Source organism: Pedobacter nutrimenti, from assembly GCF_003208655.1.
GTDB classification, from domain to species: Bacteria; Bacteroidota; Bacteroidia; order Sphingobacteriales; family Sphingobacteriaceae; genus Pedobacter; species Pedobacter nutrimenti.
In genome coordinates this window covers 1-26,315 of the sequence record NZ_QKLU01000010.1, presented here as the reverse complement: position 1 = coordinate 26,315, position 26,315 = coordinate 1, and the positions used below count along the sequence as shown (strand labels likewise).

The 26,315-nt window shown below is 41.6% G+C and carries 22 protein-coding genes and 1 pseudogene; 18 read left to right on the top strand and 5 right to left on the bottom strand.

The genetic code is table 11. The features are described 5' to 3' along the window. Positions 1-36: 36 nt before the first annotated feature. Positions 37-639, bottom strand: coding sequence for a TetR/AcrR family transcriptional regulator (locus B0O44_RS22470; RefSeq protein ID WP_110834490.1), 603 nt, complete (start codon positions 637-639; stop codon positions 37-39). 96 nt (positions 640-735) lie between these two features. Here B0O44_RS22470 and B0O44_RS25120 point away from each other — a divergent pair, with 96 nt between their 5' ends. The 3 genes from B0O44_RS25120 (at position 736) to B0O44_RS22455 (ending at position 3,472) form a co-directional block, all read left to right on the top strand. Beyond that, positions 736-1,281: a nuclear transport factor 2 family protein gene (locus B0O44_RS25120; protein WP_211321434.1), complete on the top strand. Its 546-nt coding sequence runs from the start codon at positions 736-738 to the stop codon at positions 1,279-1,281. Between the two features lie 117 nt (positions 1,282-1,398). Next, a complete protein-coding gene (locus tag B0O44_RS22460; RefSeq protein ID WP_110834350.1) occupies positions 1,399-1,845 on the top strand; it encodes a KTSC domain-containing protein in 447 nt (148 codons plus the stop codon). Positions 1,846-1,906: 61 nt separating this feature from the next. Further along, entirely contained in the window at positions 1,907-3,472 is a 1,566-nt protein-coding gene (locus B0O44_RS22455; protein WP_110834349.1) for a glycoside hydrolase family 10 protein, read from the top strand. A 10-nt stretch (positions 3,473-3,482) separates the two neighbouring features. On the opposite strand, the gene B0O44_RS22450 is transcribed toward B0O44_RS22455, so the two are convergent. Further along, entirely contained in the window at positions 3,483-3,956 is a 474-nt protein-coding gene (locus B0O44_RS22450) for an Lrp/AsnC family transcriptional regulator (protein WP_110834348.1), read from the bottom strand. A 252-nt stretch (positions 3,957-4,208) separates the two neighbouring features. On the opposite strand from B0O44_RS22450, the gene B0O44_RS22445 reads away from it, so the two are divergent. Further along, positions 4,209-5,339 carry an aldose epimerase family protein gene (locus tag B0O44_RS22445; RefSeq protein ID WP_110834347.1) on the top strand — a complete coding sequence of 377 codons (1,131 nt, stop codon included), beginning with the start codon at positions 4,209-4,211 and terminating at the stop codon, positions 5,337-5,339. Between the two features lie 156 nt (positions 5,340-5,495). Here the strand turns inward: B0O44_RS22445 and B0O44_RS22440 are convergent, their stop codons facing one another. Continuing rightward, positions 5,496-5,876: a LytR/AlgR family response regulator transcription factor gene (locus B0O44_RS22440; RefSeq protein ID WP_170123390.1), complete on the bottom strand. Its 381-nt coding sequence runs from the start codon at positions 5,874-5,876 to the stop codon at positions 5,496-5,498. Positions 5,877-6,103: 227 nt separating this feature from the next. Between B0O44_RS22440 and dinB the strand changes: the two genes are divergently transcribed. Both dinB and B0O44_RS22430 read left to right on the top strand, forming a co-directional pair. Next, on the top strand, positions 6,104-7,258 hold the full coding sequence (dinB, locus tag B0O44_RS22435; protein WP_110834345.1) for a DNA polymerase IV: 1,155 nt from the start codon (positions 6,104-6,106) through the stop codon (positions 7,256-7,258). Between the two features lie 3 nt (positions 7,259-7,261). Continuing rightward, the gene (locus tag B0O44_RS22430; RefSeq protein WP_110834344.1) at positions 7,262-10,210 is read left to right on the top strand and encodes a DNA polymerase III subunit alpha; all 2,949 of its coding nucleotides are present in this window, start codon (positions 7,262-7,264) and stop codon (positions 10,208-10,210) included. Positions 10,211-10,233: 23 nt separating this feature from the next. Here the strand turns inward: B0O44_RS22430 and B0O44_RS22425 are convergent, their stop codons facing one another. After that, positions 10,234-10,449 (bottom strand): hypothetical protein, encoded by a 216-nt coding sequence (locus B0O44_RS22425; RefSeq protein WP_110834343.1) that lies wholly within the window; start codon positions 10,447-10,449, stop codon positions 10,234-10,236. A 6-nt stretch (positions 10,450-10,455) separates the two neighbouring features. Then, a complete protein-coding gene (locus tag B0O44_RS22420) occupies positions 10,456-11,436 on the bottom strand; it encodes an RpnC/YadD family protein (protein ID WP_110834342.1) in 981 nt (326 codons plus the stop codon). 227 nt (positions 11,437-11,663) lie between these two features. Between B0O44_RS22420 and B0O44_RS22415 the strand changes: the two genes are divergently transcribed. From B0O44_RS22415 to B0O44_RS22360, 12 genes and pseudogenes are all read left to right on the top strand, one after another. Then, a complete protein-coding gene (locus tag B0O44_RS22415) occupies positions 11,664-12,230 on the top strand; it encodes an RNA polymerase sigma-70 factor (RefSeq protein WP_110834341.1) in 567 nt (188 codons plus the stop codon). Positions 12,231-12,272: 42 nt separating this feature from the next. Then, positions 12,273-12,413: pseudogene (locus B0O44_RS25420) on the top strand (DUF7793 family protein); the annotation flags it as partial. A gap of 310 nt (positions 12,414-12,723) precedes the next feature. After that, the gene (locus B0O44_RS22405) at positions 12,724-13,224 is read left to right on the top strand and encodes a hypothetical protein (protein WP_146229889.1); all 501 of its coding nucleotides are present in this window, start codon (positions 12,724-12,726) and stop codon (positions 13,222-13,224) included. 84 nt (positions 13,225-13,308) lie between these two features. Continuing rightward, entirely contained in the window at positions 13,309-13,929 is a 621-nt protein-coding gene (locus tag B0O44_RS22400; protein ID WP_110834339.1) for a hypothetical protein, read from the top strand. Between the two features lie 296 nt (positions 13,930-14,225). Continuing rightward, the gene (locus B0O44_RS22395; RefSeq protein WP_110834338.1) at positions 14,226-17,378 is read left to right on the top strand and encodes an RHS repeat domain-containing protein; all 3,153 of its coding nucleotides are present in this window, start codon (positions 14,226-14,228) and stop codon (positions 17,376-17,378) included. Between the two features lie 11 nt (positions 17,379-17,389). Further along, positions 17,390-20,869 (top strand): DUF6443 domain-containing protein, encoded by a 3,480-nt coding sequence (locus B0O44_RS22390; RefSeq protein ID WP_110834337.1) that lies wholly within the window; start codon positions 17,390-17,392, stop codon positions 20,867-20,869. A 16-nt stretch (positions 20,870-20,885) separates the two neighbouring features. Further along, positions 20,886-21,236: a hypothetical protein gene (locus B0O44_RS22385; RefSeq protein WP_110834336.1), complete on the top strand. Its 351-nt coding sequence runs from the start codon at positions 20,886-20,888 to the stop codon at positions 21,234-21,236. 144 nt (positions 21,237-21,380) lie between these two features. Beyond that, positions 21,381-22,034: a hypothetical protein gene (locus B0O44_RS22380; RefSeq protein WP_110834335.1), complete on the top strand. Its 654-nt coding sequence runs from the start codon at positions 21,381-21,383 to the stop codon at positions 22,032-22,034. A 323-nt stretch (positions 22,035-22,357) separates the two neighbouring features. Then, entirely contained in the window at positions 22,358-23,494 is a 1,137-nt protein-coding gene (locus B0O44_RS22375) for a hypothetical protein (RefSeq protein ID WP_110834334.1), read from the top strand. Positions 23,495-23,667: 173 nt separating this feature from the next. Next, positions 23,668-24,063: a DUF5071 domain-containing protein gene (locus tag B0O44_RS22370; protein WP_110834333.1), complete on the top strand. Its 396-nt coding sequence runs from the start codon at positions 23,668-23,670 to the stop codon at positions 24,061-24,063. Positions 24,064-24,364: 301 nt separating this feature from the next. Then, positions 24,365-25,474: a FecR family protein gene (locus tag B0O44_RS22365; RefSeq protein ID WP_110834332.1), complete on the top strand. Its 1,110-nt coding sequence runs from the start codon at positions 24,365-24,367 to the stop codon at positions 25,472-25,474. 272 nt (positions 25,475-25,746) lie between these two features. Continuing rightward, on the top strand, positions 25,747-26,315 hold a 569-nt coding region (locus B0O44_RS22360; RefSeq protein ID WP_211321433.1), incomplete at its 3' end, for an STN domain-containing protein.

The following is a 26,315-nucleotide window of genomic DNA, read 5'->3' as shown; positions in this document are numbered from 1 at the left end:
TTTAATGCAATGGGTTTAAAAAAACAATAGCCAGGTTCAGGCTTTTATTTGCTCAATCAGGTGCCTGATGGTGAGCATAATTTTATCAAGACTGGCCTGGCTATTTGTAACCTTTGCAATCATAATACCGCCTTCAATGAGGGCAATAATGGACAATGCCATACGGGTATGGTCGGTTCCTTTTTTGAATTCTCCGGCCTCCACGCCCGAAAGGATTAAATGCTCCAGGCCTTTTTTCCACCTGATAACGGCTTTTGCGGCCTTGTCTTTAAGCAGGTTATGGGTGTCATCTGCCTCGGTAGCGGTGTTGAGAATCGGACATCCTCCCTGTGGGAAGCCAGCGATGTTAAACTGGTCGTAAACCTTGGCATATACCATTAATTTATCCTGAAAACTGTCTGCCTTTTGAATATGTTGCTGAACAATCCTGTTGATCTTTTCGAGGTTGTAATCAAAAACAGCAAGTGCGACTTCTTCTTTGTTTTCAAAATTTCCATAAATACTACCTTTAGATAACCCCGTTGCCAGGGTAAGATCGGAGAGTGCTGTTCCGGCGTATCCTTTTTTATTAAAAATATCGGCTGTTACCTCTATAATAAAATTGCGGGTACGTTCAGATTTGGATAATTTGTTTTCCATGGTGCAAATATACCAAATGGTATTAATATGAGGGGTGGTCATCTGCATTAAAAAATATGTTGTACCTTGTGTAAGAGATTTGAAAATCTGTGATTTATGAAATTAAAGAATGTTCTGCTGACCTGCTTTTTTCTGACCCTGCTGGTTGCTGCCAATGCCCAGGTCCCGGATCGAAAAATTAAAACTTCCAAAGCGCTGATTGGAAAAATACAGCCTGAAGAACTGCAATACAGAGAAAGGTATGTACCTAAGCCTTATGTTCCGGAATCTATAGAGCTTTATAAGGCGATTGTGCGGATGGATAGTTTGTATTTTGATACTTATAACCACTGTGACCTGGATAAAATGAATGCAATGATGTCCGATGACCTGGAGTTTTATCACGACAGGAACGGATTATCGACCTCAAAAAAGGAAGTGATGGAAGGCATTAAAAAATACATCTGCGGCAAAGTGACCCGAACGCTGGCTAAAGGAAGTATAGAAGTTTATCCGATAAAAGATTTTGGTGCGGTTGAAATTGGCTACCATAGTTTTCGCAACAATACAGAGCCCGGGGAAAGTACACCTTCCAAATTCATTATTTTTTGGAAACTGAAGGATGGAGACTGGAAAATAACCAGGGTTGTCAGTCTTCATTAATGGACTAAGGGCCTGACCATCATTGAAATGAGAGGGTGCTAAGCTGTGTTTTGTTTTATAATTAATTGAAACTTAATGTGATTCGAAGAAAAATCTGCGTATCTTTGCGCAAATTTTATGAAGAAGATCGTCGATTACAGGAAATTGTTAGGTGTACAGAAGGATACCGAGCTAAAAGAATTAAAAACTGTTTACAGGAATTTAATGAAAGACTGGCACCCGGATAAGTTCCAGGAAAGTGAAGAAGCTAAGCTTGAAGCCGAACACAAAAGCAAAGAGATTATTGAGGCTTATCATTTTCTGGTTAGTATTGCCCCTGAAACCCTGGAATTGTCACTTGAAGAATATACGCAAACCACATCTTCCTGTGGTATTGCCGATTTTACCTGGGAACGCCAGGTTTTAAAGGTTTATTTTCTGGATGGCAGCGGTTACGAATATTTTGAGGTGCCTAAAGCCACTTACATCAAATTGGTTAATGCAGATTCTCCGGGCAGATTTGCCCGCAGACATATCTTTAATGTATTCCCTTACAGAAACATTGCCAAGCAGGAAACAGCCTAAGCGGTGTTTTAAGATAAAACTTTTTTTAAGTTAATAATAGTTCTAGTTTTGTTCAAACCAAATGACAAAACCAGAACTATTGAACTTACCTGTCCTTTCCCCCCTGAAAAAACTTTTTGTTTTGAGTGCTGCCCTGACTTTGTTTCTCAGCTCTTGCGGAACAAAAAAAATGGCTGCCCAAACATCTACTGTAAATCCTGTTGAAAAGAAACAGGAAATTTTGTTGCCAGGCCAAATGCCAAAAGCTTCCAGGGAATTCCGTGCAGCCTGGGTGGCATCTGTAGCCAATATTAACTGGCCTTCCAAGCCGGGTTTGAGTACGGAGGAACAAAAGAAAGAAGCCCTTTTTCTACTTGATTTTCTTCAGAAAAATAATTTTAATGCCGTTATTTTGCAGGTGAGGCCTCAAGCCGATGCCCTGTATAAAAGTGACCTGGAGCCCTGGTCGTATTTTTTAACCGGCAAGCAGGGACAGGCACCAAATCCATATTATGATCCTCTGGAATTCTGGATAGAAGCGGCACACGACAGGGGTATAGAGCTGCACGTCTGGCTGAATCCTTATCGTGCTTTTCATACTTCTGGGAAAGACATCAGCGAAAGTTCGGTCGTGAAAAAAAGACCTGATCTGGTCCTGAAATTAAAAGACGGACAATACTGGATGGATCCTTCGAAAAAAGGAACGCAGGATTATTCTGCAGCTGTGGTGAGAGACCTGGTGAAGCGTTATGATATTGACGGGATACATTTTGACGATTATTTTTATCCATACGATTCTTATAACGGCGGACTCGACTTTCCGGATGGGGAGAGCTGGGCAGCTTACCAGAAAAATGGCGGACAGCTTTCCAGGGCAGACTGGAGAAGGGAAAGTGTGAATACCTTTATTGAAAGGGTTTATAAAGAAATTAAGGCCGAAAAGAAATATGTGAAATTTGGCCTGAGCCCTTTCGGCATCTGGCGTCCGGGTTATCCGGCTTCTGTTGAAGGTTATGATCAATACGATAAACTCTATGCCGATGCAAAGCTTTGGCTTAATAAAGGCTGGATAGATTATTTTGCTCCGCAACTGTACTGGACGGTAAATGATATCCCTCATAGTTTTCCGGTTTTGCTGGGCTGGTGGGCAGGTGAAAATACCATGGGTCGTCACCTTTGGCCAGGAATGAATGTTGCCCTTGGCGGAGACGATAAGAATGTCGATGAGATTATCAATCAGATTATGATTACCAGAGGTATGTTGCCGGGCAGCATGGGAGCCATTCATTGGAGTATTGCGGGCTTGTTAAAACACGAGAAACTGATTAATGGGATTCTTAATGGGCCTTATCAGAAGGGGGCGCTGGTTCCGGAAAGCCCCTGGCTGGACCAGGTTGTGCCGGCCAGTCCATCGGTGCAAACCGAGCAGCAACCCGGACAATTAAAAATCAGCTGGAGCCATCCAAAGGAAAAGGATGTTTTCAGGTGGGTGGTTTATTTTCAGTACGGAACAAAATGGGGCTATACCATTATGAACCGGAACGACCGCTTTTTGGTTAAAGCACAGGCGAACCTTAAACGGATTGCGGTGTCGGCAATTAGCAGAACCGGTGTTGAAAGCCTCCCGAAAGAAGTCGCCCTTCCTTAAAAAAATCTTTTCAGCCCAGCTTATAAGCCGTTTCGTGCTTGTGCTGGGCAATAACAAAATGACTTTCCACGGCACCTAAATTTGGAACGGCCGAAAGCCTGCAGCGGATAAAATTGTTGTAGGCAGGCATATCGGGAATAACCACTTTTAGTTTAAAGTCGTAGTTGCCGGTCATGTGGTAACATTCCATCACTTCATCAAAATTTGTAACTGTTTCCTGGAACAGGTTCAGCGCCTGTGCAGAATGTTCATTGAGCTTTATCTGAACATATACGGTGAGCATCTGTTGTATTTTCTGCAAATTGAGCAGGATCACAGACGATTGTATATACCCTTTATTTCGCAGTGACCTGATCCTGTCGTAAATAACGGGCTCCGACTTGTGAAGCAGTTTGGCAATTTGTTTGTAAGGGAAGTCTGCATTGTTTTGCAGGATCTTTAAAAGCTGGATATCGGTCTGATCTAATTCTGGTAGTTTAAACATAGGTTGTCCTTTGGTTAGCAATTGGGCTCACGCATTACAAATGTTCTCTACAAATTAGGTTGACCAAATATAACGGAATGTTCCGGTAATAAACAAGTGTTTTGGAATAAAATTTTAATTTAAGTATATTGATTTCTTTTTTTAAGAATAAAAATTGGAATTTTTAAATTAAACCTTAAAGTTTATCGAAAAAATAGCTCTGGATTGATCCTTGTTCTGCCGCACTGCAACTTTGCAGAAAACAAATCGTATATGTTAAAAATTGCTGTTCAATGGAGTTGTGTTGTGGTTGCTTGTCTGAGCCTGGTCACAGCCTGCAGAAACCAGAGCCCGCAAGAAATTTCGGCAGGAGCATTTGAGAAAGAGGTGGAGGGCAAAAGCGCAGCACTTTATACCCTGGACAATGGTAAAGGAATGAAGGCGCGGATCAGTAATTACGGAGGCAGACTGGTTAGTTTACTGGTGCCTGACCGTATGGGTGAATTAAGGGATGTGGTATTGGGTTTTGACAGCTTATCGGGCTATATGAAGTCTACAGAGCCTTATTTTGGGGCCATTGTAGGAAGATATGCCAACCGGATTGCAAAAGGCAGGTTTAAGATTGGTCAGGATACTTTTCGGCTGAGCATCAATAATGGGCCCAATACTTTGCACGGGGGCCTTAACGGATTTCAGTACCGTTTGTTTTCGGCCAGCCCCAGGGGGGACAGCAGTCTTGTTTTGAATTATGTGAGTAAGGATGGAGAAGAAGGGTTTCCGGGTAACCTGCGGGTGCGGGTACAATATACCCTTACAGCTTATAATGAACTTAAATTGAATTACCAGGCCGTATCGGATAAAAACACGGTGATTAATTTAAGTAACCATGCTTTTTTTAACCTGAACGGGGCAGGCAGCGGAACCGTCAATAAGCATTTGCTCCGGATCTTTGCCGATTTTTATACCCCAGTTGATTCGACACTTATTCCAAGTGGTCAAATTAGTCCTGTTGAAGGAAGTCCTTTTGACTTTAGAAAGGCAAGGGCAATTGGAGAGCGGCTTGCAGAGGCCAATGTGCAGCTCCGTTATGGAAAAGGCTATGACCATAATTTTGTATTGAGCAGTAAGAAGCTATGGAAAGAAGCAGCAATAGTGAAAGGGGACCAGTCTGGTATTATGATGACGGTTTATACTACAGAACCGGGACTGCAGTTTTACGGGGGTAATTTTATGCAGTCCAGGAATAAAATGCGTGGGGTTAAGAGCGATGATTTCAGAACTGCATTTTGCCTGGAAACGCAACATTTTCCGGATAGTCCAAATCAGCCAGACTTCCCCTCCACGCTGCTTAAGGCGGGCCAGATTTATAAAAGTACTTCTGTGTACAGATTTTCTACTGAGTAGTAAAAAAGCAGTAGAATAAAGATAAAGGTGTTTTGTGCAAATGCCTTGTTCATGAAGACCCGGTTTCCGGGTAGTTGAAATATGCCTGTGATATCCCAAAGCAGGCGTAAAATTTAGGTGAGGGGGCATGGTATTTTCCCGGATGGGGGCCATGCCTTATTTTTTGTGCAGCATTTTGTAACTTTTGTAATCTGCAGCTTTAAAAACAGCCCTTGAAAAGCGGTCAAAATCCAGAGGTTTTAAAATATAATCAATGGCCTCCCGTTGAAAGCGGTCAAAGGTAAAGTCTTTATGGGCAGTCATAAAGATGACCATAGGTTTCTTTTCGGCTGGTGTGGCCTGATCTACTACCGCAATATTGGGCAGGTTGATGTCCAGAAATACCAGGTCTACTTCATTTTGGGCAAGGTAAGCTGCACCGGAAGCCGTGTCCTTAAAGGTATCCAGCAGCAGCAAGCCCGGGGACCTGGAAATATAGTCACGGATCAGGTTCAGGGCCGGTGGCTCATCATCAATAACGATACATTTTAACGACATATTCTTCATTTAGAGCTAAATATATGTATAACCTTTAATACTTGTGTATTAAATTTTACAATGAACAGATTGCTTTGATTATCAGTGTGTAAGCCCTTTTTTTTGCTGAACCGCATTCAGGCTGTATCCAGAGTGTTTTTTGGATTTTTATTTGCTAATATAAATAGTAATAATAATTTTATAATACTAAATATTTTAGTGTAATTTTGTTATCGGAAACCCCGGATATGCAGGATAAACAGATTATACATATAGATCAGGATGCTTTTTTTGTTTCTGTCGAGTTGCTGAAAAACAGCAAGCTGGTTGGAAAACCAGTCATTATCGGAGGGACATCAGACAGAGGTGTGGTGTCTTCCTGCAGCTATGAGGCCAGAAAGTATGGGGTGCATTCTGCGATGTCTTCCAGAATGGCCAAACAGCTCTGTCCTCATGCGGTTTTTATCAGGGGCAGTATGGAAGAATACAGCAGGTATTCCCAAGAGGTCACCGAAGTGCTGCAGCAAAGGGTGCCCTTACTGGAAAAAGCGTCTATAGATGAGCATTATATTGACATGACTGGTATGGACCGTTTTTACGGATGTATGAAATATGCACGGGAACTCAAGGAACTGGTCAGGAAAGAAACCGGGCTACCCATTTCTTTTGGTTTATCCGTAAATAAAACGGTTTCAAAAATGGCCACCAATGAATGTAAACCCAATGGAGAGCTTTTTGTTGCCCAGCCGGAAGTAACGGGATTTTTGAACCCCCTGTCCATTAAAAAAATACCCGGCCTGGGGCAGTCGACTTTCATAAAGCTGAGTGAGATGGGGGTGAAAAAAATCAGTACCCTGGTGCAGGTTCCGCGGCAGCAGCTTTTTAAAGTGCTGGGAAATAATGGATTGTCCTTATGGCAAAAAGCCAATGGAATAGACTATAGTCCGGTGGTCCCTTACCGGGAGCAAAAATCCATAGGCAAACAGCATACCTTTCAGCGGGACAGTATTGATTTTGCGGAAATTAAACAGCTTATTACCAGTATGGTGGTAGAGCTGGCCTATGAACTTCGCAAGCAGCAGAAACTAAGCGCCTGTATTACTGTTACCATCCGGTATTCTAATTTTGAAACCGTTAGCCAGCAGGAAAAAATACCCTATACAGCACTGGACGATTACCTGATCGATAAAGCCAAAACGCTTTTTGACCGCACTTATAACCGGCGGATGCTGATCCGCCTGGTCGGTGTAAAATTGTCTAGCCTGGTTAATGGATTTGAACAGATTAATCTTTACAACGCCTCTGAAGAGCGTTATAGTTTATACCAGGCGATGGACAGGATCCGAGACCGTTTTGGGGAACAGGCCATTTCCCTTGCCTCTACTCTTGAACTTAAACTGTAAGTTATGTTTTTGAATGTGCATTCCTGTTATAGCCTGCGTTACGGCACGATGAGTATTGAAAAGCTGGTAACCGAAGCCGCCTTTATGGGCATCAGGGAAATGGCACTCACAGACATCAACAACTCTACAGGGATTCTGGAATTTTTCAGGGAATGCAAAGCAAAGGGGATCAAAGCAATTGGGGGAATAGAATTTAGAAGAGAGGGCCGCTTGTTGTACACCGGTATTGCGCAAAATAAAGAAGGGATGAAGGAGCTGAATGATTTTCTGACCGGCTGCAACCTGGAAAAAAGAACCCTGCCAGACCGGCCCATAGATTTTAAACATGCTTATGTTTTGTATACGTATGGAAAGGAGATATTTGAGCTGCGTGAAAATGAATTTCTGGGCATCAGGGCAGAGCAACTGCACCTGTTATACAACAAAGATCTTGGAGACCTTAAAAAGAAGCTGGTGGTATGGCATCCGGTTACGGTGAACAGCCGGACCAGTTACCGTTTGCACCAGTACCTGCGGGCTATAGACGGAAATACGGTATTGAGTAAAATCGGCACAGAGGAAAGCTGCAGCCCGAGAGAGGAATTTTTACCACCGGGAGAATTGAAACGCTTATATGCCGGTTACCCCTTCATTGTGGAAAATACAGAAAAGCTTTTAAGCAGTTGTTGCCTGGATTATAGTAATAAAACACGCCGCAACAAACGTTCCTATACCGGAAGCCGGCAAGAGGATCAGGTTTTGCTGGAAAAGCTGGCCTGGGCGGGTTTGGAAGACCGTTATGAACCAGGGAACAAAGAAGCTGCTGAAAGACTTAAAAAGGAATTGAAAGTGATTGCAGAGCTGGATTTTATGGCCTATTTTTTAATTACCTGGGATATTATCCAATACTCAAAATCGAAGGGTTATTATCATGTTGGCAGGGGCTCGGGGGCCAATAGTATTGTTGCTTTTTGTTTGCGCATTACCGATGTAGACCCCCTGGAACTTAAACTTTACTTTGAACGCTTTTTGAACAAACACCGAAGTTCCCCGCCCGATTTTGATATTGACTATTCCTGGGACGAAAGAGAAGATGTGCAGCGCTATATTTTTGAACAGTATGGGAAAGCCTATACGGCCTTACTGGGTACCATGAGTACCTTTAAGGACAAATCTGTATTTCGTGAAATTGGTAAGGCCATGGGATTGCCTAAAGAAGAAATAGACAGTTTCACCGATCCTACGCAGCAAGGTAAACACCTGGACAACCCGGTGTTCAAAAGAATTATGAATGCCTATGACCTGATGAAGGATATGCCCAACCAGCGTTCTATTCATGCCGGAGGGGTGCTGATTTCTGAAGAACCCATTACTTATTATACCGCCCTGGACCTGCCGCCTAAAGACCTGCCTACGGTGCAGTGGGATATGTACGAGGCCGAGGCCATAGGCTTTGATAAATTTGACATCCTGAGTCAGCGGGGAATAGGCCACATCAAAGAAGCGGTAGAACTCATTGAACAAAATACAGGAGATCAGGTAGACATTCATGAGGTCCGGAAATTTATGGACGACCCCCTGATCAATGCCCGCCTTCGTTTGGGAGAAAGTATAGGTTGTTTTTATATTGAGTCACCAGCCATGCGGCAGCTGCTGAGCAAGCTGGAATGCGAGGACTACCTGACTCTGGTGGCAGCGAGTTCCATTATCAGGCCTGGTGTAGCACAATCGGGTATGATGAAAACCTATATTTACAATTACCATCACCGGGACCAGATCAAATACCTGCACCCCATTATGAAACAGGAACTGGAAGACACCTTTGGGGTAATGGTGTACCAGGAGGATGTGATTAAAGTCTGTTACAGTTACGGCGGACTGGATTTGGCCGATGCCGATATTCTTCGGCGGGGCATGAGTGGAAAATACCGTTCCAAAGCAGAGTTTGACCGTTTGGTTGAAAGCTTTTTTATCAATGCCCGGAACAAAGGTTATGATGAGGCCATTACAGCAGAGATCTGGAGGCAGGTGGCTTCTTTTGCCGGCTATAGTTTTTCCAAAGCGCATTCTGCGAGTTTTGCTGTAGAAAGTTACCAAAGCCTGTTTTTAAAAACACATTATCCAATGGAATTTATGGTAGCGGTATTAAACAATTATGGCGGCTTTTACCAGCGCTGGGTTTATGTACATGAACTGAAAAAAACAGGGGCGAGGGTGCACCTGCCCTGTGTAAACCACAGTGATACCAAGGTGAACATTAGCGGTCAGGATGTTTATATGGGGTTTATTGGAATTAACGGGCTGGAAAGCCGGTTCATTCAGCTGATTCCGCAGGAGCGGGAAAGGAATGGCAGGTACACAGATCTGGAAGATTTTATTCTGCGGACCGGGATAACCTTGCAGCAATGTATTTTGCTGATCCGGACAGGGGCGCTGCGGGATTTTGGGAAAAGTAAAAAAATATTGCTCTGGGAAGTGTACAATTATTTAGGGACCAAAACACCCGAACCGCCTGCACAGGCATTGTTTAAAGTAAAAAGTAAAAGTTATGTGCTTCCGGAGCTGGAAAGTTCTGTGCTGGAAGATGCTTATCATGAGCTGGAACTTCTAGGCTATCCGCTTAGTATGGAAATGTTCGATTTGCTTAAAACCTCCTATCGTGGAGATGTAATGGCTGCTGAATTGAAAAAACATACCGGTAAAACCGTGAAAATGCTTGGGCAGTATGTGTGCGAAAAAACCGTTCGTACCAAAAACAATAAGAAAATGTGGTTTGGTACCTTTCTGGATGTTAAAGGGGACTTTTTTGATACCACACATTTTCCGGCACAGGCACCGGTGTATCCTTTTAAAGGCAAGGGATGCTATTTGATTTTGGGTAAAGTGACCGAAGATTTTGGCTGTCCGAGTGTAGAAGTGCTGCGGTTTGAAAAATTGCCCATTGCAGATAATCCGGTACTCGGTGATTTTTAGCTTTAATATTGCGGTTTATAAAATTAAAGCGCAGTAACTTCTTTTAAAGAAAGTTTGGTGACTTTTAATATCTCTGAAATGGGATAGCCCAATTGTTTTAGCTGCTTTGCGACGGCCAATGCTTTTTCATAGGCCCCCTTTTCAATTCTCTTTTCAATTCCTTGTTCAATTCCCAATTCAATGCCTTCTTCAATGCCTTCTTCCCGGGCAAGCATTATTACTGTTTCTTCAATTCCCATATTAATTTATAATGCAGTAACTTCTTCTAAAGAAAGTTTGGTGGCTTTTAAGATCAATGAAATAGGCAAATCCAATTGTTTTAGCTGTTTTGCAATGGCCAATGCTTTTTCATTGGCTCCTTTTTCAAACCCTTCTTCAATGCCTCGTTCAATTCCCAATTCAATCCCTTGTTCAATCCCTTGTTCAATGCCTTCTTCCCGGGCAAGCATTATTACTGTTTCTTCAATTCCCATATTAATTTTTTCTTTAGTTAATTCAGTAATTACGATATCAAAGTTACGATTTATATTTTTATTTTCTACATAAAGGAAATTTTTAAGAAAAATAATTAATTTCCTTATCTTTTTGTGATCATATGTTTTGTTGGCCAGTATGGCCTTTGCAATGATGGTACGTTCTTTATTTAATTCCTCTTCTGGGATTTTATTTTCCCGTAGCGCTTTTTGGGCGGCAATTACAATAAGGGCAAAGGGGTTATCCATATTGAGCAATTGAAGTTCAGTATGGTCAAAAATCTGATAGGTTTTGTATCGATAAATAATTTCAGTGCCCAATGAACCCATTTTAAATTCACCGGGTTGGTGCTGATTTTTACGGCCGGTAAAAACAACCAGAGAAACGACTTGTACACCAAAACGATCCAATAAACGATAGTGGTATTGGAACATTCGGAATGAAAATGCCTTAGTGTTCTGTGCCTGGATTTCAAGGTGGACAAGAAACCATTTTTCCTTTCCGTTGAGCAGGAAAATCTTAACCAATAAATCTGCAATGCGGGTTCCTCCTTTACTGCTGCGCTCAGGATAAATTTCACGTAATTCTTTATCCATGAATTCGAAATTGCGGTTCATATCAAATATTTGGTCTGCATTAGTGTAAAAGAAACGCAGCAGGTCATGAAAACACTCTTCAAAGGCGGCCTTTAAAAGAAGGTCATTCTTTTTTCGCGGTTTTTCTGTTGGGCTTTCCGGTATATTCGCTTTCATTTTTTAACAAATGGTTGCTCCAAAGCTATATCAGGTATTTTATATGTTGGTTATTTATTTAATTAAAAGTTATTTTAAATTCTTCTGTTAATATGTTGTCTTCGTATTCTGAAATTTTACTTAAATGATTCTGCTAAGGAGCGTTATTGCCTTTTTACCCAATTCTTTGATTTTTTTCTCAAAACAAATGTTTTTTTATTTCAGAGAAAGAATATAGCTTTACATATATGGTTGTTTATACCGAACTCAGTGATAATGAATTAACCGTCTTGCTGAGGCAGGGGGAGCGTTTGGCATTCAATGAAATTTATAACCGGCATTCGGAGTATCTATACCGTTTTGCCTTTAACATTCTCAAAGAAGAAGAGGAATGTACAGATGCGATACAGGACATTTTTGTCTGGCTTTGGGAAAACCGTGAAAAAGTACAGGCCACAAGTTTAAAAAGCTATTTGTGTGCGGCAGTAAAGTACAAATTGGCCAGGGTGATCCGGGGCAGTAAACGGCGTGCAGAGATCCTGTTGTCTCATCCTGATGTAAAAGAGGAAGCCTGTTATACCGAAGATGCTTTAGAGGTTAAAGAACTTAAAAGCCTGATCAGCCAGTTCACAGGAGCTTTACCGCCCAGGGCAAAAGAAATTTTTGAAATGAGCCGCAACGAATATCTTTCCAACAAAGAAATTGCTGTCCGCTTGGGTATTTCCGAAAAAACAGTTGAAAATCAAATGACCATTGTTTTGAAAAAGTTAAAATCAAACCTGGGCAAAATGTCGTTCTGGTCGGTGCTGATGTGAGGTCATGTCAAACAGAGCAAGTCGTAATTATCAAATGTTTATAAAGCGATAGCAATAGTATCAAAACCAGGGCTTTCAAAATTGATGATGAACATTTTGTTCAAGCTAAAACAGCCACCCATTCCGATGAAGTCATTTACAGACGATGAACAGACAAGAACGTGGCTGAAACAATATCTTTAGAGACATTTCTAAATAATGACCTTCATTTATAAAATGTTTAATTATGAGCCGATTAATTTAATTAATCGGCTCATAATTTTAGAGTATTTGAGTTGATTAAGTAAAAGTAATTGGCGCAAGGTATATATTAAGTAAGCTCTTTTTCCTGTAGGTATAAACGACAGGTATTCTATTGATAATCCCGAATTAATAATTGCTTTATAGTAACGATAATATATTTACCAAACAGAATTAATGGCATAACTAAAAATTGATTGTCGCATAGGTGGTCATCCGAAGGTAGGTTAGGGTAAGTTACAACTAAATGAAAATGAAAAAAATTATAGGAATAGTATTGCTTTTTATTGTTTTGGTCATTGCGCTACAGTCTTGCAATGAGGAGAGGGTTGACCAGATTGTTAAAAAGTATGACCAAACAGATTTTAGTGATTTAAAAGGTTTCTTTATCCATTACAGAGGTGTCCGGCACCAGGAAAATACCTTCATCTATTTGGTAAGTACCTATGATGTGAAATGTTCCCCATACATGGTAGAAGTTGATGAGAAGAATTCTATTGTGAACATAAATAATAATCTGGTTCTGGAAAGTTGTGGTCGTGATTATTTGACCAAAGAGAAAATAAAGCAAGTTTTTGCAAAATATAGTCAATATCATTTTTGTCTCTTACAAGTTGATAATGAAGGAAATGTATATATCAACCCAGACAACCAAGAACGGCCAACATTACTTCGGAAATCTGTCCATTCGAACCCGAAAGACTTAGCCCTGTTTAGCCATTACAAAGGCAATTGGTACACAAAGAAGGAGTAGCCTCTTATGTTATCTGTTTCTGTTTGAAAAATATTTTCGTGTAGCGGGCTAAATAAATACCTTTATAACAATAAACCATTAAAAATGAGATTACTTGTTTTATTATTACTGCTGCCTGTAGCGTGCTTTGCACAGACGTTTGAAGGAAAAATTAGTTATGCCAATAGCTATAAAAGTAAATCGCCCCAACTGAAGGATGAGCAATTCGGAGCGATGATGGGCACAACACAAGACTATTATATTAAAGGGGGTGATTACAAATCTGTTTTTAATGGCACATTTATTAAAATGCAGTTGTACCGCCATACTGAAAATAAAAGCTATACCCTTACCGGTAAATCGGATTCGTGTTATTGGAAAGGCTATGATAAAAATGACGACATCGCAACAAGATTCGAGATTGAAAAAGGAAAAGAAACCGTTATGGGTGTACTTTGTGATGCGCTAACGGTTTATACCCCGAAAAGTAAAGCAGTCTATTATTACAGCAGCAAATATGGTGTAAACCCTGATCTGTTTAAACAGCATGAGTACGGAAACTGGTATTATATATTATCAAAAACAAAGGCGGTTCCATTAAAAACCGTTTATGAAGCCGAATTATTTACCTTAACGAGCACAGCTGTAAATATTTATCCAATGAAACTGGAGGCAAAATTATTTGAGGTACCCGATCAGAATAAAATTGCAGCAGCAACATGGTAGGATAAGAAAGAGGTAACTATACCCGATGATTTCCTGAAAGCTTCACGGTGCAGCTGGCTAAAAATAAAAATATGGTATCGCATTTTGCGATACCACTATCGTAGCTAATAAAACAAGATCAAAAGATAGAATCAATTTATTGAAATCAGATTGCCTAAGGCCAGCATTGATGCTGGCCTTATTTATTTGGGGCATTCTGAATCATGTGGAAAACTTTTTTTGAGAAAAATGCCCAGTGCAGTTTGGCCGCACTGAAGATCATTAGGTTAGCCGGAACAAATTAATACTTCGGTTTTATGATGAAAAGAATTACACTGGCCATTGTGGCTTTACTTCCTGTTTTTTGCCTGGGACAGGAAACCTATGTAAAAGTTAAACAGGTGGCCCCCCAAGCACCTGACATTGCTGCACTAGGCAAATTTGGTGACATACCCGTGGGTAATTTTACCGGCACAGCCAGTATATCGATACCCATTTACACTTTGAAAATCAAAGATTTTGCCTTACCCATTAGTGTTGCTTATCATACAGGCGGCATTAAGGTAGAAGAACAAGCTTCTAATATCGGGCTGGGTTGGGCATTGAGTGCAGGAGGGACAATTTCCATCTCCCAGAATGGTTTGCCAGATTTTGGACAGAATGGTTTTTGCTCAGTTTTGGGTGATGTACAAAAACAATTACCGGCTACTGCGGGTGATTTCATTTTTGATACCAACTACGCAGATGGGGGAAACAGATATGCCTTTGCAAAAAATGTGTCTGAAGGCATGGCAGACACGCAACCCGATTTTTACAGTTACAATTTTGGTGCGTATAGCGGTAAATTTTACTTTGACCAATACCGTCAGGTCCATACAATCCCTTTTTCGACCCTGAAGTTTGATTATGCGATTAACACAGCTTATTTTACGGTTACAGACGATAAAGGGATAAAATACTTTTTTGATAAAGCTGTTTACAGCGCTATGCCAAATAACTGTGGCCCTGATATCCTAAGCAGGAGTTTACAGCTTTCCAAAATTGTCCTTCCGGATAACAATGTCATTGATTTTAACTACGATTATATAGAGTACGATACCAAAATTCAGCCTTACCGGGTCAGGGAGATTCCTTTGCCAGGTAATGCAACCAGGCATTATGTAGAGTGCAACAACAGTATGGTTACTAGCAATCACATTAAGGAGGCACGCTTAAGCAGTATCATATCCAGTACTGGAGTACGGGTGCTTTTTAACTACGCTAGTACAGACCGGGAAGATCAGCCGGGTACAAAAAATTTATCCAGTATACAAATTAACGGTGTATCTGGGCCTATTGACTCCTTTACATTTGTGCAATCGTACTGGCGGTCTAACCAATATAATGCAACAGTACCCAAACCTGAAGATTCCAGGCTCCGGCTGGACCAGGTGATCCACCAGGACGGTGCCTGGAAGTTTGAATATGAAAATGGCATAGCCCTTCCAAACAGGCTATCTTTTGCACAGGACCACTGGGGTTATTACAACGGTAAATTTACCAATGCTTCTTTATTGCCTGCTGAACCTCAGTATGGTTTTATCGAGGGGGCAGACAGGGAGGTTGGCAGTGCATTTGCACCTATGGCCATTCTTAAAAAAGTCACTTATCCAACTGGTGGAAGCAGCACTTTTGAGTACGAATCGAACCGGTATGCTTTTTCTGGACAAGTAGAAAGTGTTGTAGACAGGGAATATAATTTATATAGTATTGCCGATGGGCAGGCCAGTAAGGAATTTACGGTCACCTCCATGTCTGCAGACCTTCCTGGCGTTTATGTACGTTATGATGCCGGACCAGAAATGGATCAGCCTTGTTATATTACCTTAACAGGCCCAAATGGATACCTGCGCATATTTGGTTCCCCTGGTAATGGTGCACAGCTCCCCAATTTAGCGCCGGGTACATATACCATGAATATTTCCACCACAGGTTCCTATCCAAACGGCTATTTCAATATTACTTTTAAAGAAAAGATAACTCAGCAGGTAAATGAGGATAAGCTGGTTGGTGGGCTCCGGGTAAAAAGAATGGTGGACTTTGATGGGCAAAGCAATAAAGTTACCCGTTTTCTGTATACAGATCCGCAAAGTGGAAAGTCAAGTGGAAACATCAACTTTAAACCTGTTTATACACGCAAACATAGCCGGAGCTTTTTAAATCCAGAATGGATGCGGTATGATATAGAAGATTACTGGAGGCAAACTGCTTCTTCAGTTTATCCTATGGGCTCTGTTCAAGGTGGGGCTGTTGGTTATACCACAGTACAGGTACTCAATGGCGATAATGCCGAAAATGGAAAAACAGTGTATGATTATTCATTTTATGGAGACAGGGGCGGAAGCGAATCACAGCCAGAAGTGCCTATTGTTAGTTACGACTGGGCCAGCGGACGTTTGCTAGGCGAAAAAATTTATAAAGTGAATTCAATCGGTCAAGCAGAGCTGGTTAGGGAGACGAGTAATTTTTACAGCATCCGTGACGACTCGGAATACTGGAACTATCATTTTACACCTCAAAGTAAACCGTCCGATAATTACTACAAGGGTTGGGGTTTAAGCATTATTTATAAGAAACCGGAATATTCAAATGGATTGATAAAATTCCCTGCTGAATTTTCATGGAATGACTTTAAATATGTTTCCGAATGGCAGCACCTGGATTCTACCATTGTTAAGGAATATGCAGGTCCGACAAACTATCTACGGATTAAAAAAGATTACCAGTCCAGTCCGGCCAATTTATTGGTTACCAAAGAGAATTTAATCAATAGCAAAAAAGAAAAAATAACTACTGAATATAAATATCCTCAAAATACAACTGGCCTCAGTGGCGAGGCTGAAGCTGCAAGGAATACACTCATTAATACACACAACTGGTCGGCAGTATTGGAAAAAAACAAATACAACCAGGATGTTTTTTTAGGGCGGGAAAGAATCAATTACCGGAACTGGGATAGTGCCATTACAGAACCCATGAGTATAGAAACGCAGGCAGCTAATAAAGCCCCGGAGGAGCGCATCCGTTTTTATGGCTATGACTCCAAAGGAAATCTACTGTCCCAGTCGATGGTCAATGGCGCTAAATCCTGTTTCATTTGGAGTTATAGTGGACAATACGCCATCGCCAAAATTGACAATATCGATTATGCAACTGTGCAAAGTGTGCTTACAGCGGCAGGTATTAGCAACTTCAGCGCCCAGGAAAACCCATCAGATGCAGCAATAGATGCTTTTTTACTCCCATTAAAAAGCTTACCTGGAATTATGCTAAACACTTATAGGTACAAACCCTTGGTTGGGCTAACCAGCCAAACCGACCCCAAAGGAATGACCACAAGTTATGACTATGACCAGTTTGGCCGGTTGCGGTTTATCAAAGACCAGGACGGGAACATTGTTAAAGCCAACGAATACCATTACAAACCTTAAACAGCGCAGCGATGAACCATAAAAAGACAATCAAGAGCCTGTTTTTAGGCTTCGTACTGGCCGGTTTCTGTTTTGAAGCCAGTGCACAGCATATTACCAGAAACCTATATAGCGATGAAGCCGAAATTCAGGCATCGGGCAGTGTGACCCTGGCCGATGGATTTTATGTACCCCAGAACAAAAACCTGCGGGTATTTACAGGATACAGTTTTCGGGAATGTGCTGCTTTTTTAAGCACACCCAGTGTTGAACAAAATTACGTGAGCACCAAGGTGTTTAAAGTAGCCGGTGTAACAGAAGCGAACCTGAATTCGCCTCGTAATACCTGCGAGGTGAACCAAAGCATTCAGTACATCGATGGCCTGGGCCGTCCGCTGCAAACGGTAACTGTACAAGGCAGCCCGAGTTTTAAAGATGTGGTGCAGCCTTTTGCCTATGATGCCTTTGGGCGGGAAAACAAAAAATACCTGCCTTATACCGCAGCAGGAAACAGCGGTGCTTACCGCAGTGATGCCCTTGCAGCCCAGGCTGGTTTTTACAATAGTCCGGTAGCGGGCATCCCTGCCATCCCGGGCGCAGCCTTTGCAGAAACTAAATTTGAAGCCTCGCCCCTGAACCGGGTGCTGGAACAAGGTGCCCCGGGTGCGGTCTGGCAACCTGCGGGGAGCCGCAGTGCTGGCAGTGGCAGGACAATGGTGAGTGATTACGGGGCCAATACGGCGGCCGATGGGGTTAAACTCTGGACGGTAAATGCCGGCAGTGCCAGTGCAGGGGTTTATCAGGTGGGTACCCTGCAAAAAACAATCAGTAAAGATGAGAACTGGGTTTCGGGTAAAAGTGGAACGGTGGAAGAGTTTAAAGATCTGGAAGGACAGGTGGTGCTGAAACGCTTATGGGAAACGGAAAGCAAAAGTTTATCGACCTATTATGTGTACGATGAATTGGGGAACCTGCGATATGTATTGCCCCCTGCAGTGAACGAAGGAACAGACAAAAGCACCGGGGTGATCAGTAGTTTTACAGAAAACGATGCGGTTTTTGACCAGTTTATCTATGGCTATCATTACGACGAGCGTAAACGGTTAGCTGAAAAGAAAATCCCTGGCAAGGGCTGGGAGTTTATGGTGTACAACAACCTGGACCAATTGGTGCTGAGCCAGGATGCCAGACAAAGGACCACAGGCCAATGGATATACAGCAAATACGATGCTTTGGGCAGGGTGACCAGTACGGGTATGTACACAGATGCTTCCAGCAGGACAGTTTTACAGACCAGCCTGAACGGGCAAACTACGCTATGGGAAAACCGCCCTGAAGGCTTGGATTACAGCAATGTGGCTTTTCCTCAAAGTGCTACAGAACAATTGACGGTCAACTATTATGACAACTATGGTGTTCCCGGCATTCCGAACAACCAAAGTTCGGGTTACACCAGTCAGCTGACAGGGCTATTGACCGCCACCAGGGTCAAAGTACTGGGCAGCAGTGATGAACTCTGGACGGTGAACTATTACGATAAAGAAGCCCGGGTACTGAAAGTGTACAAACAGCACTACAAAGGGGGCAGTCTGAATGCCAGCAACTATGATGAGGTAGAGAACACCTACAACTTTGCCGGAGAGCTTACCGCAAGTACCCGCAACCATTATAGATTAGGTGGCGCCTTAACCACGATTGCCACGCGTCATGAATATGACCATATGGGCCGCAAAAAAGCAAGTTTTGAATCGATCAATGGAGCGGCAGAGCTGGTGCTAAACAAACTGGATTACAATGAAGTGGGGCAATTGATGAAAAAGTCGCTGCACAGCACCGATGGCACCAATTTCCTTCAATACAGTACCTATGCCTATACCCCAAGGGGCTGGTTAAAAAGCAGTACCTCCGATCAGTTTAACTTAAGCTTGCAATACAACGAAGGTGCTGCTCCTCAGTACAATGGCAACATTGCCGCCCAGCAGTGGGGGCCTGGCCTTGGCAATGCCTTTAACTACAGTTACGATGCACTCAATAGATTGTTGTCGGGTATAGGTTCCGGCCCGGCAGCAGCAGGCAAAAGCGAAGCCTTGAGTTATGATGTAATGGGTAACATCATGAGCTTAAACCGTAATGGGGCTTTGGGAACTTATAGTTATACCGGTAACCGTTTAAACCAGGTGAGCGGTGGCCTGGCCACAGGCGTGTATGGTTACGATGAAAACGGCAATGCGACTACCGATGGCCGTAATGGGGTAAACATTGTTTACAACAAACTGGACCTGCCGGCTACGGTAAATAAAGGTGGTTTAAGTATGGCGTATATCTACGATGCGGCAGGTGTCAAACTGAGGAAAGTGAGCAATGGCACTTCCAGAGACTACATTGACGGAATCGAATACAATGGAGCAGATATAGACATTATCCATACCGAAGAAGGAGTAGCCAGAAGGTTAGGTACAGACTACAGTTACGAGTACAATTTAACCGACCATTTGGGCAATGTGCGTTATACTTTCCATAAACATCCCGTTACCGGAGCATTGGAAGGCATCCAGTCGGATGATTATTATCCCTTTGGAAAAAGATTTGCGGATGGCGGGGTAAACAAATATCTTTATAACGGCAAGGAGTTGCAGGATGAGCTGGGACAGCTTGATTATGGGGCAAGGTTTTATGATCCGGAGATAGGGAGGTGGAATGTGGTGGATCCGTTGGCGGAGAAGAGCAGACGTTTCTCTCCTTATGTCTACGGAAATAATAATCCGATTAGGTTTATCGACCCAGATGGGATGAAGGCGGCAGATTGGTATCAATCAGATGAAACTAGAACAGTTAAGTGGTTTGATGGGAGTGGTGACCAAGATGGTTATACTCATATTGGAGCACAAGGGACTGTAACTTCGAGTGGATCGACACAGGGTAACAATGGTGTGGTGAATCTGAATTCGGATGGGACAGCAACTAATGCAACAACTGGTGAAACAGTTACTTCTTCTGTAAGTGGTAAAACGAGTATTGTTGCTAAGGATAATGGTGACTTTGCTATTCTTAATAAGATTAATGATTTTATTACAGGAGGATCTGTAAGTCGAATGAGTGCAGCTATGGATACGTATGATCGTGAGGGTAGTCAGGCATATCTCTATCATATGATAGGAAATGCGCATACAGATGAAATGATGAATTTTATGTCCGGTGCAAGAAATTTTGGATCATCAAGGGCTGCAACGGTTGAAGGCATTGAGGATGTTTTAGAAAATCCAAAATTATTGCAAGGGAAATCTCTCGGTCAGGTTCAACAAGCACTTGGCAGTTCAAAAGGTTGGGTAAATGATGTTATGCGTCAAAGTAAGAGGGCTGATGGATGGGTCTTACGTGAAATGAATTCAGCAGGCACAAATCCGACAGGTAGAATGATACAGTATCATCCAGGTACGCCAAGGCACTTTGGAGGATCCCCATATTGGAAAGTTTCAACAGGACCTGGAGGGACTGTTAGATTTCCGCAATAACCCTAAAGAAACAAAAATGGAAGCAAGAGAACATTACATTAAAGTAGTAGAGAGTTTACGACTTTTATCGTCTTCATATGAAGACCAAAAAAAGTATTTACCTGATTTCGCGGATGTCCCAGACGATGTCACATCTAGTTTTGAGAATGCATTCATATTAATTCCAAGTCTTATTGAAAAGGGAGAATTTTCTTATAAGGCAATTGCTTCGATTATAAGAGTTTATAACAAAATGGAGTGGTGTTTAAGAAACGTCGATTTGGATGATTTTTCCAATATGGAATGGAATAAGTTACGAGAACTTTCAAAAGAGACATTGTCTGTATTAGATGAACCGATTCAACAACCGAATATGAAATATATTTAAGTATAAGATCTTTGGACCAATTATTTAGAAAAGCGTATGGTTAAAACCATGCGCTTTTCTGAGTTCTTAAAATTACTTTTTCCATCCGGAATGGAGGTAGAGGACCAGTTAACCAAATAAGACCAAAACCAAGAGAAAAATGATATGTCTTTATCACAAGTAGATTTAAGAACAAAATTTAATCATGAATATTCTGAGCGTTTTAATAAGGAGAGTTGGTGTATTGCAGAGCTATACTGGTCATATTTAGAAAACTATCAGGTAGGAAAAGTAAAAAAGTGTTTGATTGTCGTTAGTGATGATTGGGGTTCCGAACTTCATTATTATACAAGTAGGAATGATTGTAAAGGAGTTAATCTGGAAATCAACTTTAGTGAGTATTTTTCCTATGATAGTTACCATAGGAAAGAAGCGCTGTTAAAAGTAGTTCACTCGGGTTTAACATTTATTGCAACGAAAGAAAAATGGGAAATAGATCCTCTATTAGATGCCTTTAATTCTTGTATTAAAGTAGGTTTAAATTATAAATTTTTAGTCCAGAATAAATTTAAAACATCCCCAAATCGTAAGCATAAGCTTGGACTTTGGTGCGAATGGAATATAGATGAATTTAAGGTGTTTTGGATTTTGCTAGATAAGGATAAAAAACAAATTAAGAAAGAATTATTTATTGATGAGAACCCTTCTTTTGGAGAATTTATTTATTATGTGAATTTCAAATGGTTGAATGATAATATAGTATTAGTTACTGATGATTATAGAAGTGAAAAAAGAAAGTGGGAAATTATAGTCTCTTGATACTAGTAAATTTTTCCTTTAATAAAGGAGAATAAGTATTACACAAAAAGTCCTGGCCTTTCAAGCCAGGACTTTTTGTGTAATACTATGGCCTTACTATTTTTAGGAATCTTAGTGTGGATCTAAACTAGCAAAAGAACAGAAGGCCTGGCATATGAAAAATGGTGAATTTAAGCGATAAGTATCAAGTAGAGTAAACGATTTAGATTTAAACTTATAATGGTAGCGAAACAGTAGATAGAACCGAAAGTAATTCTGTTCTGCTCTATCGAATCATCGGGGTGGTAAATTCAATTTATTGTATCTTCCGCCAAAAAAAACAAATGAAGAAAACCAAACTACTAATTCTAAGCCTATTTATTGCCAATTTCAGTTACGCGCAAACCACATTAATGGATAGTTTAATTCAAAAAAACTACTCCACCTTTAAAAAAAATAACAACAACGCTTTCGAAGGCAAAGGATGGACTATCCTGCTGGATGAAATGAGCAAAAACAACTCTGTGTTACTGGGTGAGCAACATTTTACCAATGAAGTCCCTTACTTCACAAACGCAGTGATCAATACAATTAAGTTCGACAACTATATTTTGGAAATTGATCCATTTACAGTCAACACCATATCCACAAAAATTAAATCCTTATCTCCTGCAGAGCTGGATAAATTTCGTACTGAATCGGGTTCGGCTTTATCTTTTGTACAAGGAGAAGCGGAGTTTGATTTATTCAAAAACATAGTTCAAAAGAATATAAAAGTGTTTGGAGCCGAGCAAATTAGTTTGTTTTCAGACCGCTTGCTGTTTTCGGAATTGAGTAAACAAACCAAAAATGCTAAAGCAAAAGAAATTTATAAGCAGCTAATTGCCAATTCAGCTGCTTATGATACCAAAAACAACACCACATTCTATTTGTTCTCTGACGATTGTCTGGCAAAAATGAATGCATTGAGCGCCATGGATTTATCAACCAGTGAGAAAGAGCAGGTTGAAGCCCTAAAATTAAGCAGGGAGCTATATTTAAGTCGAATTCATCCTTTAAGAGTTCAATACTTGAAACACCTGGTTCTTGAAAAACTCCCTGAATGGAAAGACAAGAAGAATCTTTTCAAATATGGTGCGAATCACATGCCTAAAGGAGAGAGTTTAATGGAAGTATTCGATATTGGCAACCTGGTTTCCAATATTGAAGAGGCAAATTACCGGAAGTCGTTGCACATTATGCTCATCGGAAAAGAAGAAGGTGAAACATTGGCTGATTTAAAGCAGTATAAACCTTTCTTAACCGTGGTAAAAGATGACAATTGGTATGCCTATGATTTAAAACCTTTGAAACAAGCCATCTCTAAAAAGAAGCTTAAAGTAGAGGATTTGACCCTGGAAAGAATTATAAAAGGTTACGACTATTTGATTTTCATTCCAAACATCACCATAACCCCAAAAAAAGGCAAAAAAGACCATTAAATCTACTCAAGAGCCGGCTGTTTTAAGTGCGGCCGGCTTATTAGTGTGATTCATATAGATAATAACTTTATGTTAAAACGATGAAAAAACCGCTGGTTTTACTACATTTTAACACCCACAGCTAATCAAGATAAGGCCTTATTCTTTTTTCATAAAACCACAGAATAAACATCATGAAAAGCAAAAATTACATCCCTCAGAATACTAATGACATTGAAGCAGTTGAACAGCTTAAACACTTGCCATTTGAATCTGTTAGGGCTGATGTTCCGGCATTGTTGGAGTGGCTTCAGGATGGACATTGGGAAGTGGCAGAAGGGATAGCTAAATATTTAATTCCTCATGTTAATGAAATAGCGAAAGAATTGTTATTTGTGCTCAAAACAGAGGATAGCGTATGGAAGTATTCTGTCATTTGTATTTTGATAGGGCGATCACAGCATAAACTTTCTCTTGGAATTATTGAAGCACTGAGGAGAATCGCAGAACATCCGTCAAAAATAGATGCCGAGGATACCGTTGATGATGCAGCAAAAGATATACTTGCAAATGAATTCTTATGCGGTTAGTATTGTCGTAAAATATTCATCAGTCTCTAATAAAGGATAACAAGGAGAGAGCTGTACAATTAGCTTACAGATCTCTCCATCGTTCCTCCTGTCGAGATGACGATCGTATATAACGCGTTTTCTTTTTATCAGCCATAATACGCTTTCTTTTCATCTAACTTTCAATACCCTGCTTTAACTCCCCCAAACCCCCTTAAAAAAAAAATAAAAAAAAATATTTTCATTTCCTTTAGGGGGTAGGCCCTTCTCATGTCCCTATACATTAAAGAGGCAGAAAAAATGCGGCTTTAAAACAAAGGATATGACAAACCCAAACCTGCTCCATTTGCTGGAGTGCATTTCAAACGGTACAGCCACAGACGCAGAGCTGGCGCGCTACCATGCCTGGTGTAATGCCTTTCAGCAAAATGACGTAAAGCCACTTGGTATTGAAAAAATCCAGCAGCAAATGTTCCGGCAAATCAACAAACAAATTGACCGGCACAAAACCATCAGGCTGCGTAACTTCCGCATTGTTGCGGCAGCGGCCATTGCTTTGATTATGGGTATGGCCTATTACTACACCCAGCCCCAAAACAAAAACAGGTCCATACAAACGGCCAAACAAAACGATGTAAAGCCCGGTGGCAACAAAGCCTACCTGACCCTGTCTAATGGCAAACGCATTACCCTAAGTGATGCCGCAAACGGACAGTTGGCCACAGAAGCCGGGGCACAGATTACCAAAACAACGCAGGGCGAAATTATATATACGGGCCTGCAAGCTACAAAAACAGGTGCCCCGCAGTACAACAGCATAGAAACCCCTACAGGAGGCACCTATCAGCTGCGTTTGCCCGATGGGACCAAAGTGTGGCTCAACGCCGCTTCAGTGCTGCGGTATCCGGTTTCATTTGCCGCGAGTGCAAACCGTACAGTAGAATTGAGCGGCGAAGCCTACTTTGAAGTGGCCAAAGACAAACAGCATCCCTTTAAAGTGACGTCTGCAGGGCAACAGGTAGAAGTGCTGGGCACACACTTTAACATCAGTGCCTACCCCGACGACAACAGCCAAAAAACCACTTTGCTGGAGGGAGCAGTAAAAGTGAACAGTAGTGTGCTGAAGCCCGGGCAGCAGGCGCAGCTGTTGCAAAACGGAGCAGTACACATCAGTGAGGTCAATACCGAAGCAGCCGTAGCCTGGAAAAACGGCATTTTTATGTTCGAGGGCGAAAAGCTCGAAAGCATTATGAAAAAGGTGGCCCGCTGGTACAATGTACAGGTGCAGTACAGCAGTCCTGCACTGGGTCAGGAAATGTTTAGCGGGACCTTGTCGCGCTTTGACAATATATCCGTTTTACTGAAACAACTGGAAAACACCGGGCCGGTTAAATTTGGCCTGCAGGGAAAAACAATTACGATCTCGAAATAACCGATAACGAACACCAAACCAACAACAAATGAAAAAGATACTGAACATTTAGGCCCGGCGGGCAGGAGGCTTAAAAAGAAGCCGGAAAGTGGTGGAACACAATCCGGCAATGGTTTGAGCTGACCTTCCTGGCGATATGCACCGCACAGGTAAATAATTTTTTTGCAGAACTATTTTATACAAACTCAAACCGTTACAAAGATATGCATAAATATGCGTTTAACCCAGGTATGCCGCCCCGGCTCTGGCTGCCGTATAAATTATTACGGATCATGCGATTAACCATCGTTTTACTAGTTGCAAGCTTAGTACAGGTCAGCGCTGCTGGCTATGGACAAAAAATTACCATTGTTAAAAATAACATTAGCCTTACAGAGGTATTTAAAGAAATTAGAAAACAAAGCGGCTATAACATTTTATGGCAGCCCGATAAGGTCGACGACAGCAAAAAGCTTAACCTTAAACTAAAAGCACAGGAGCTGGAGCAGGTGCTGGACGAAGTTTTAAAAGGCCAGCATCTGGTGTACAGCATAGAAGACCAAACCATACGCATTAAATACCAGGCGCCTTCCTTTCTGGAAAAGCTGGCTGCTGCCTGGCGCAATGCCGATGTGCATTGCCGTGTGGAGGATGAAAAAGGCGAGCCCTTGGCGGGGGCTTCGGTTAGGGTAAAGGGAACCAACAAAGCCGTGGTAACCGACGATAAGGGTGAGTTTACCATAAAGCAGCTGGAAGAAAACACCGTACTGGTCATTTCGTACCTGGGCTATAAAACAAAGGAGATTTTAGCAAAGGAAGTTTCGGGCTCTTCGGCCATACAGCTGGAACCAGCGGCAGGAGA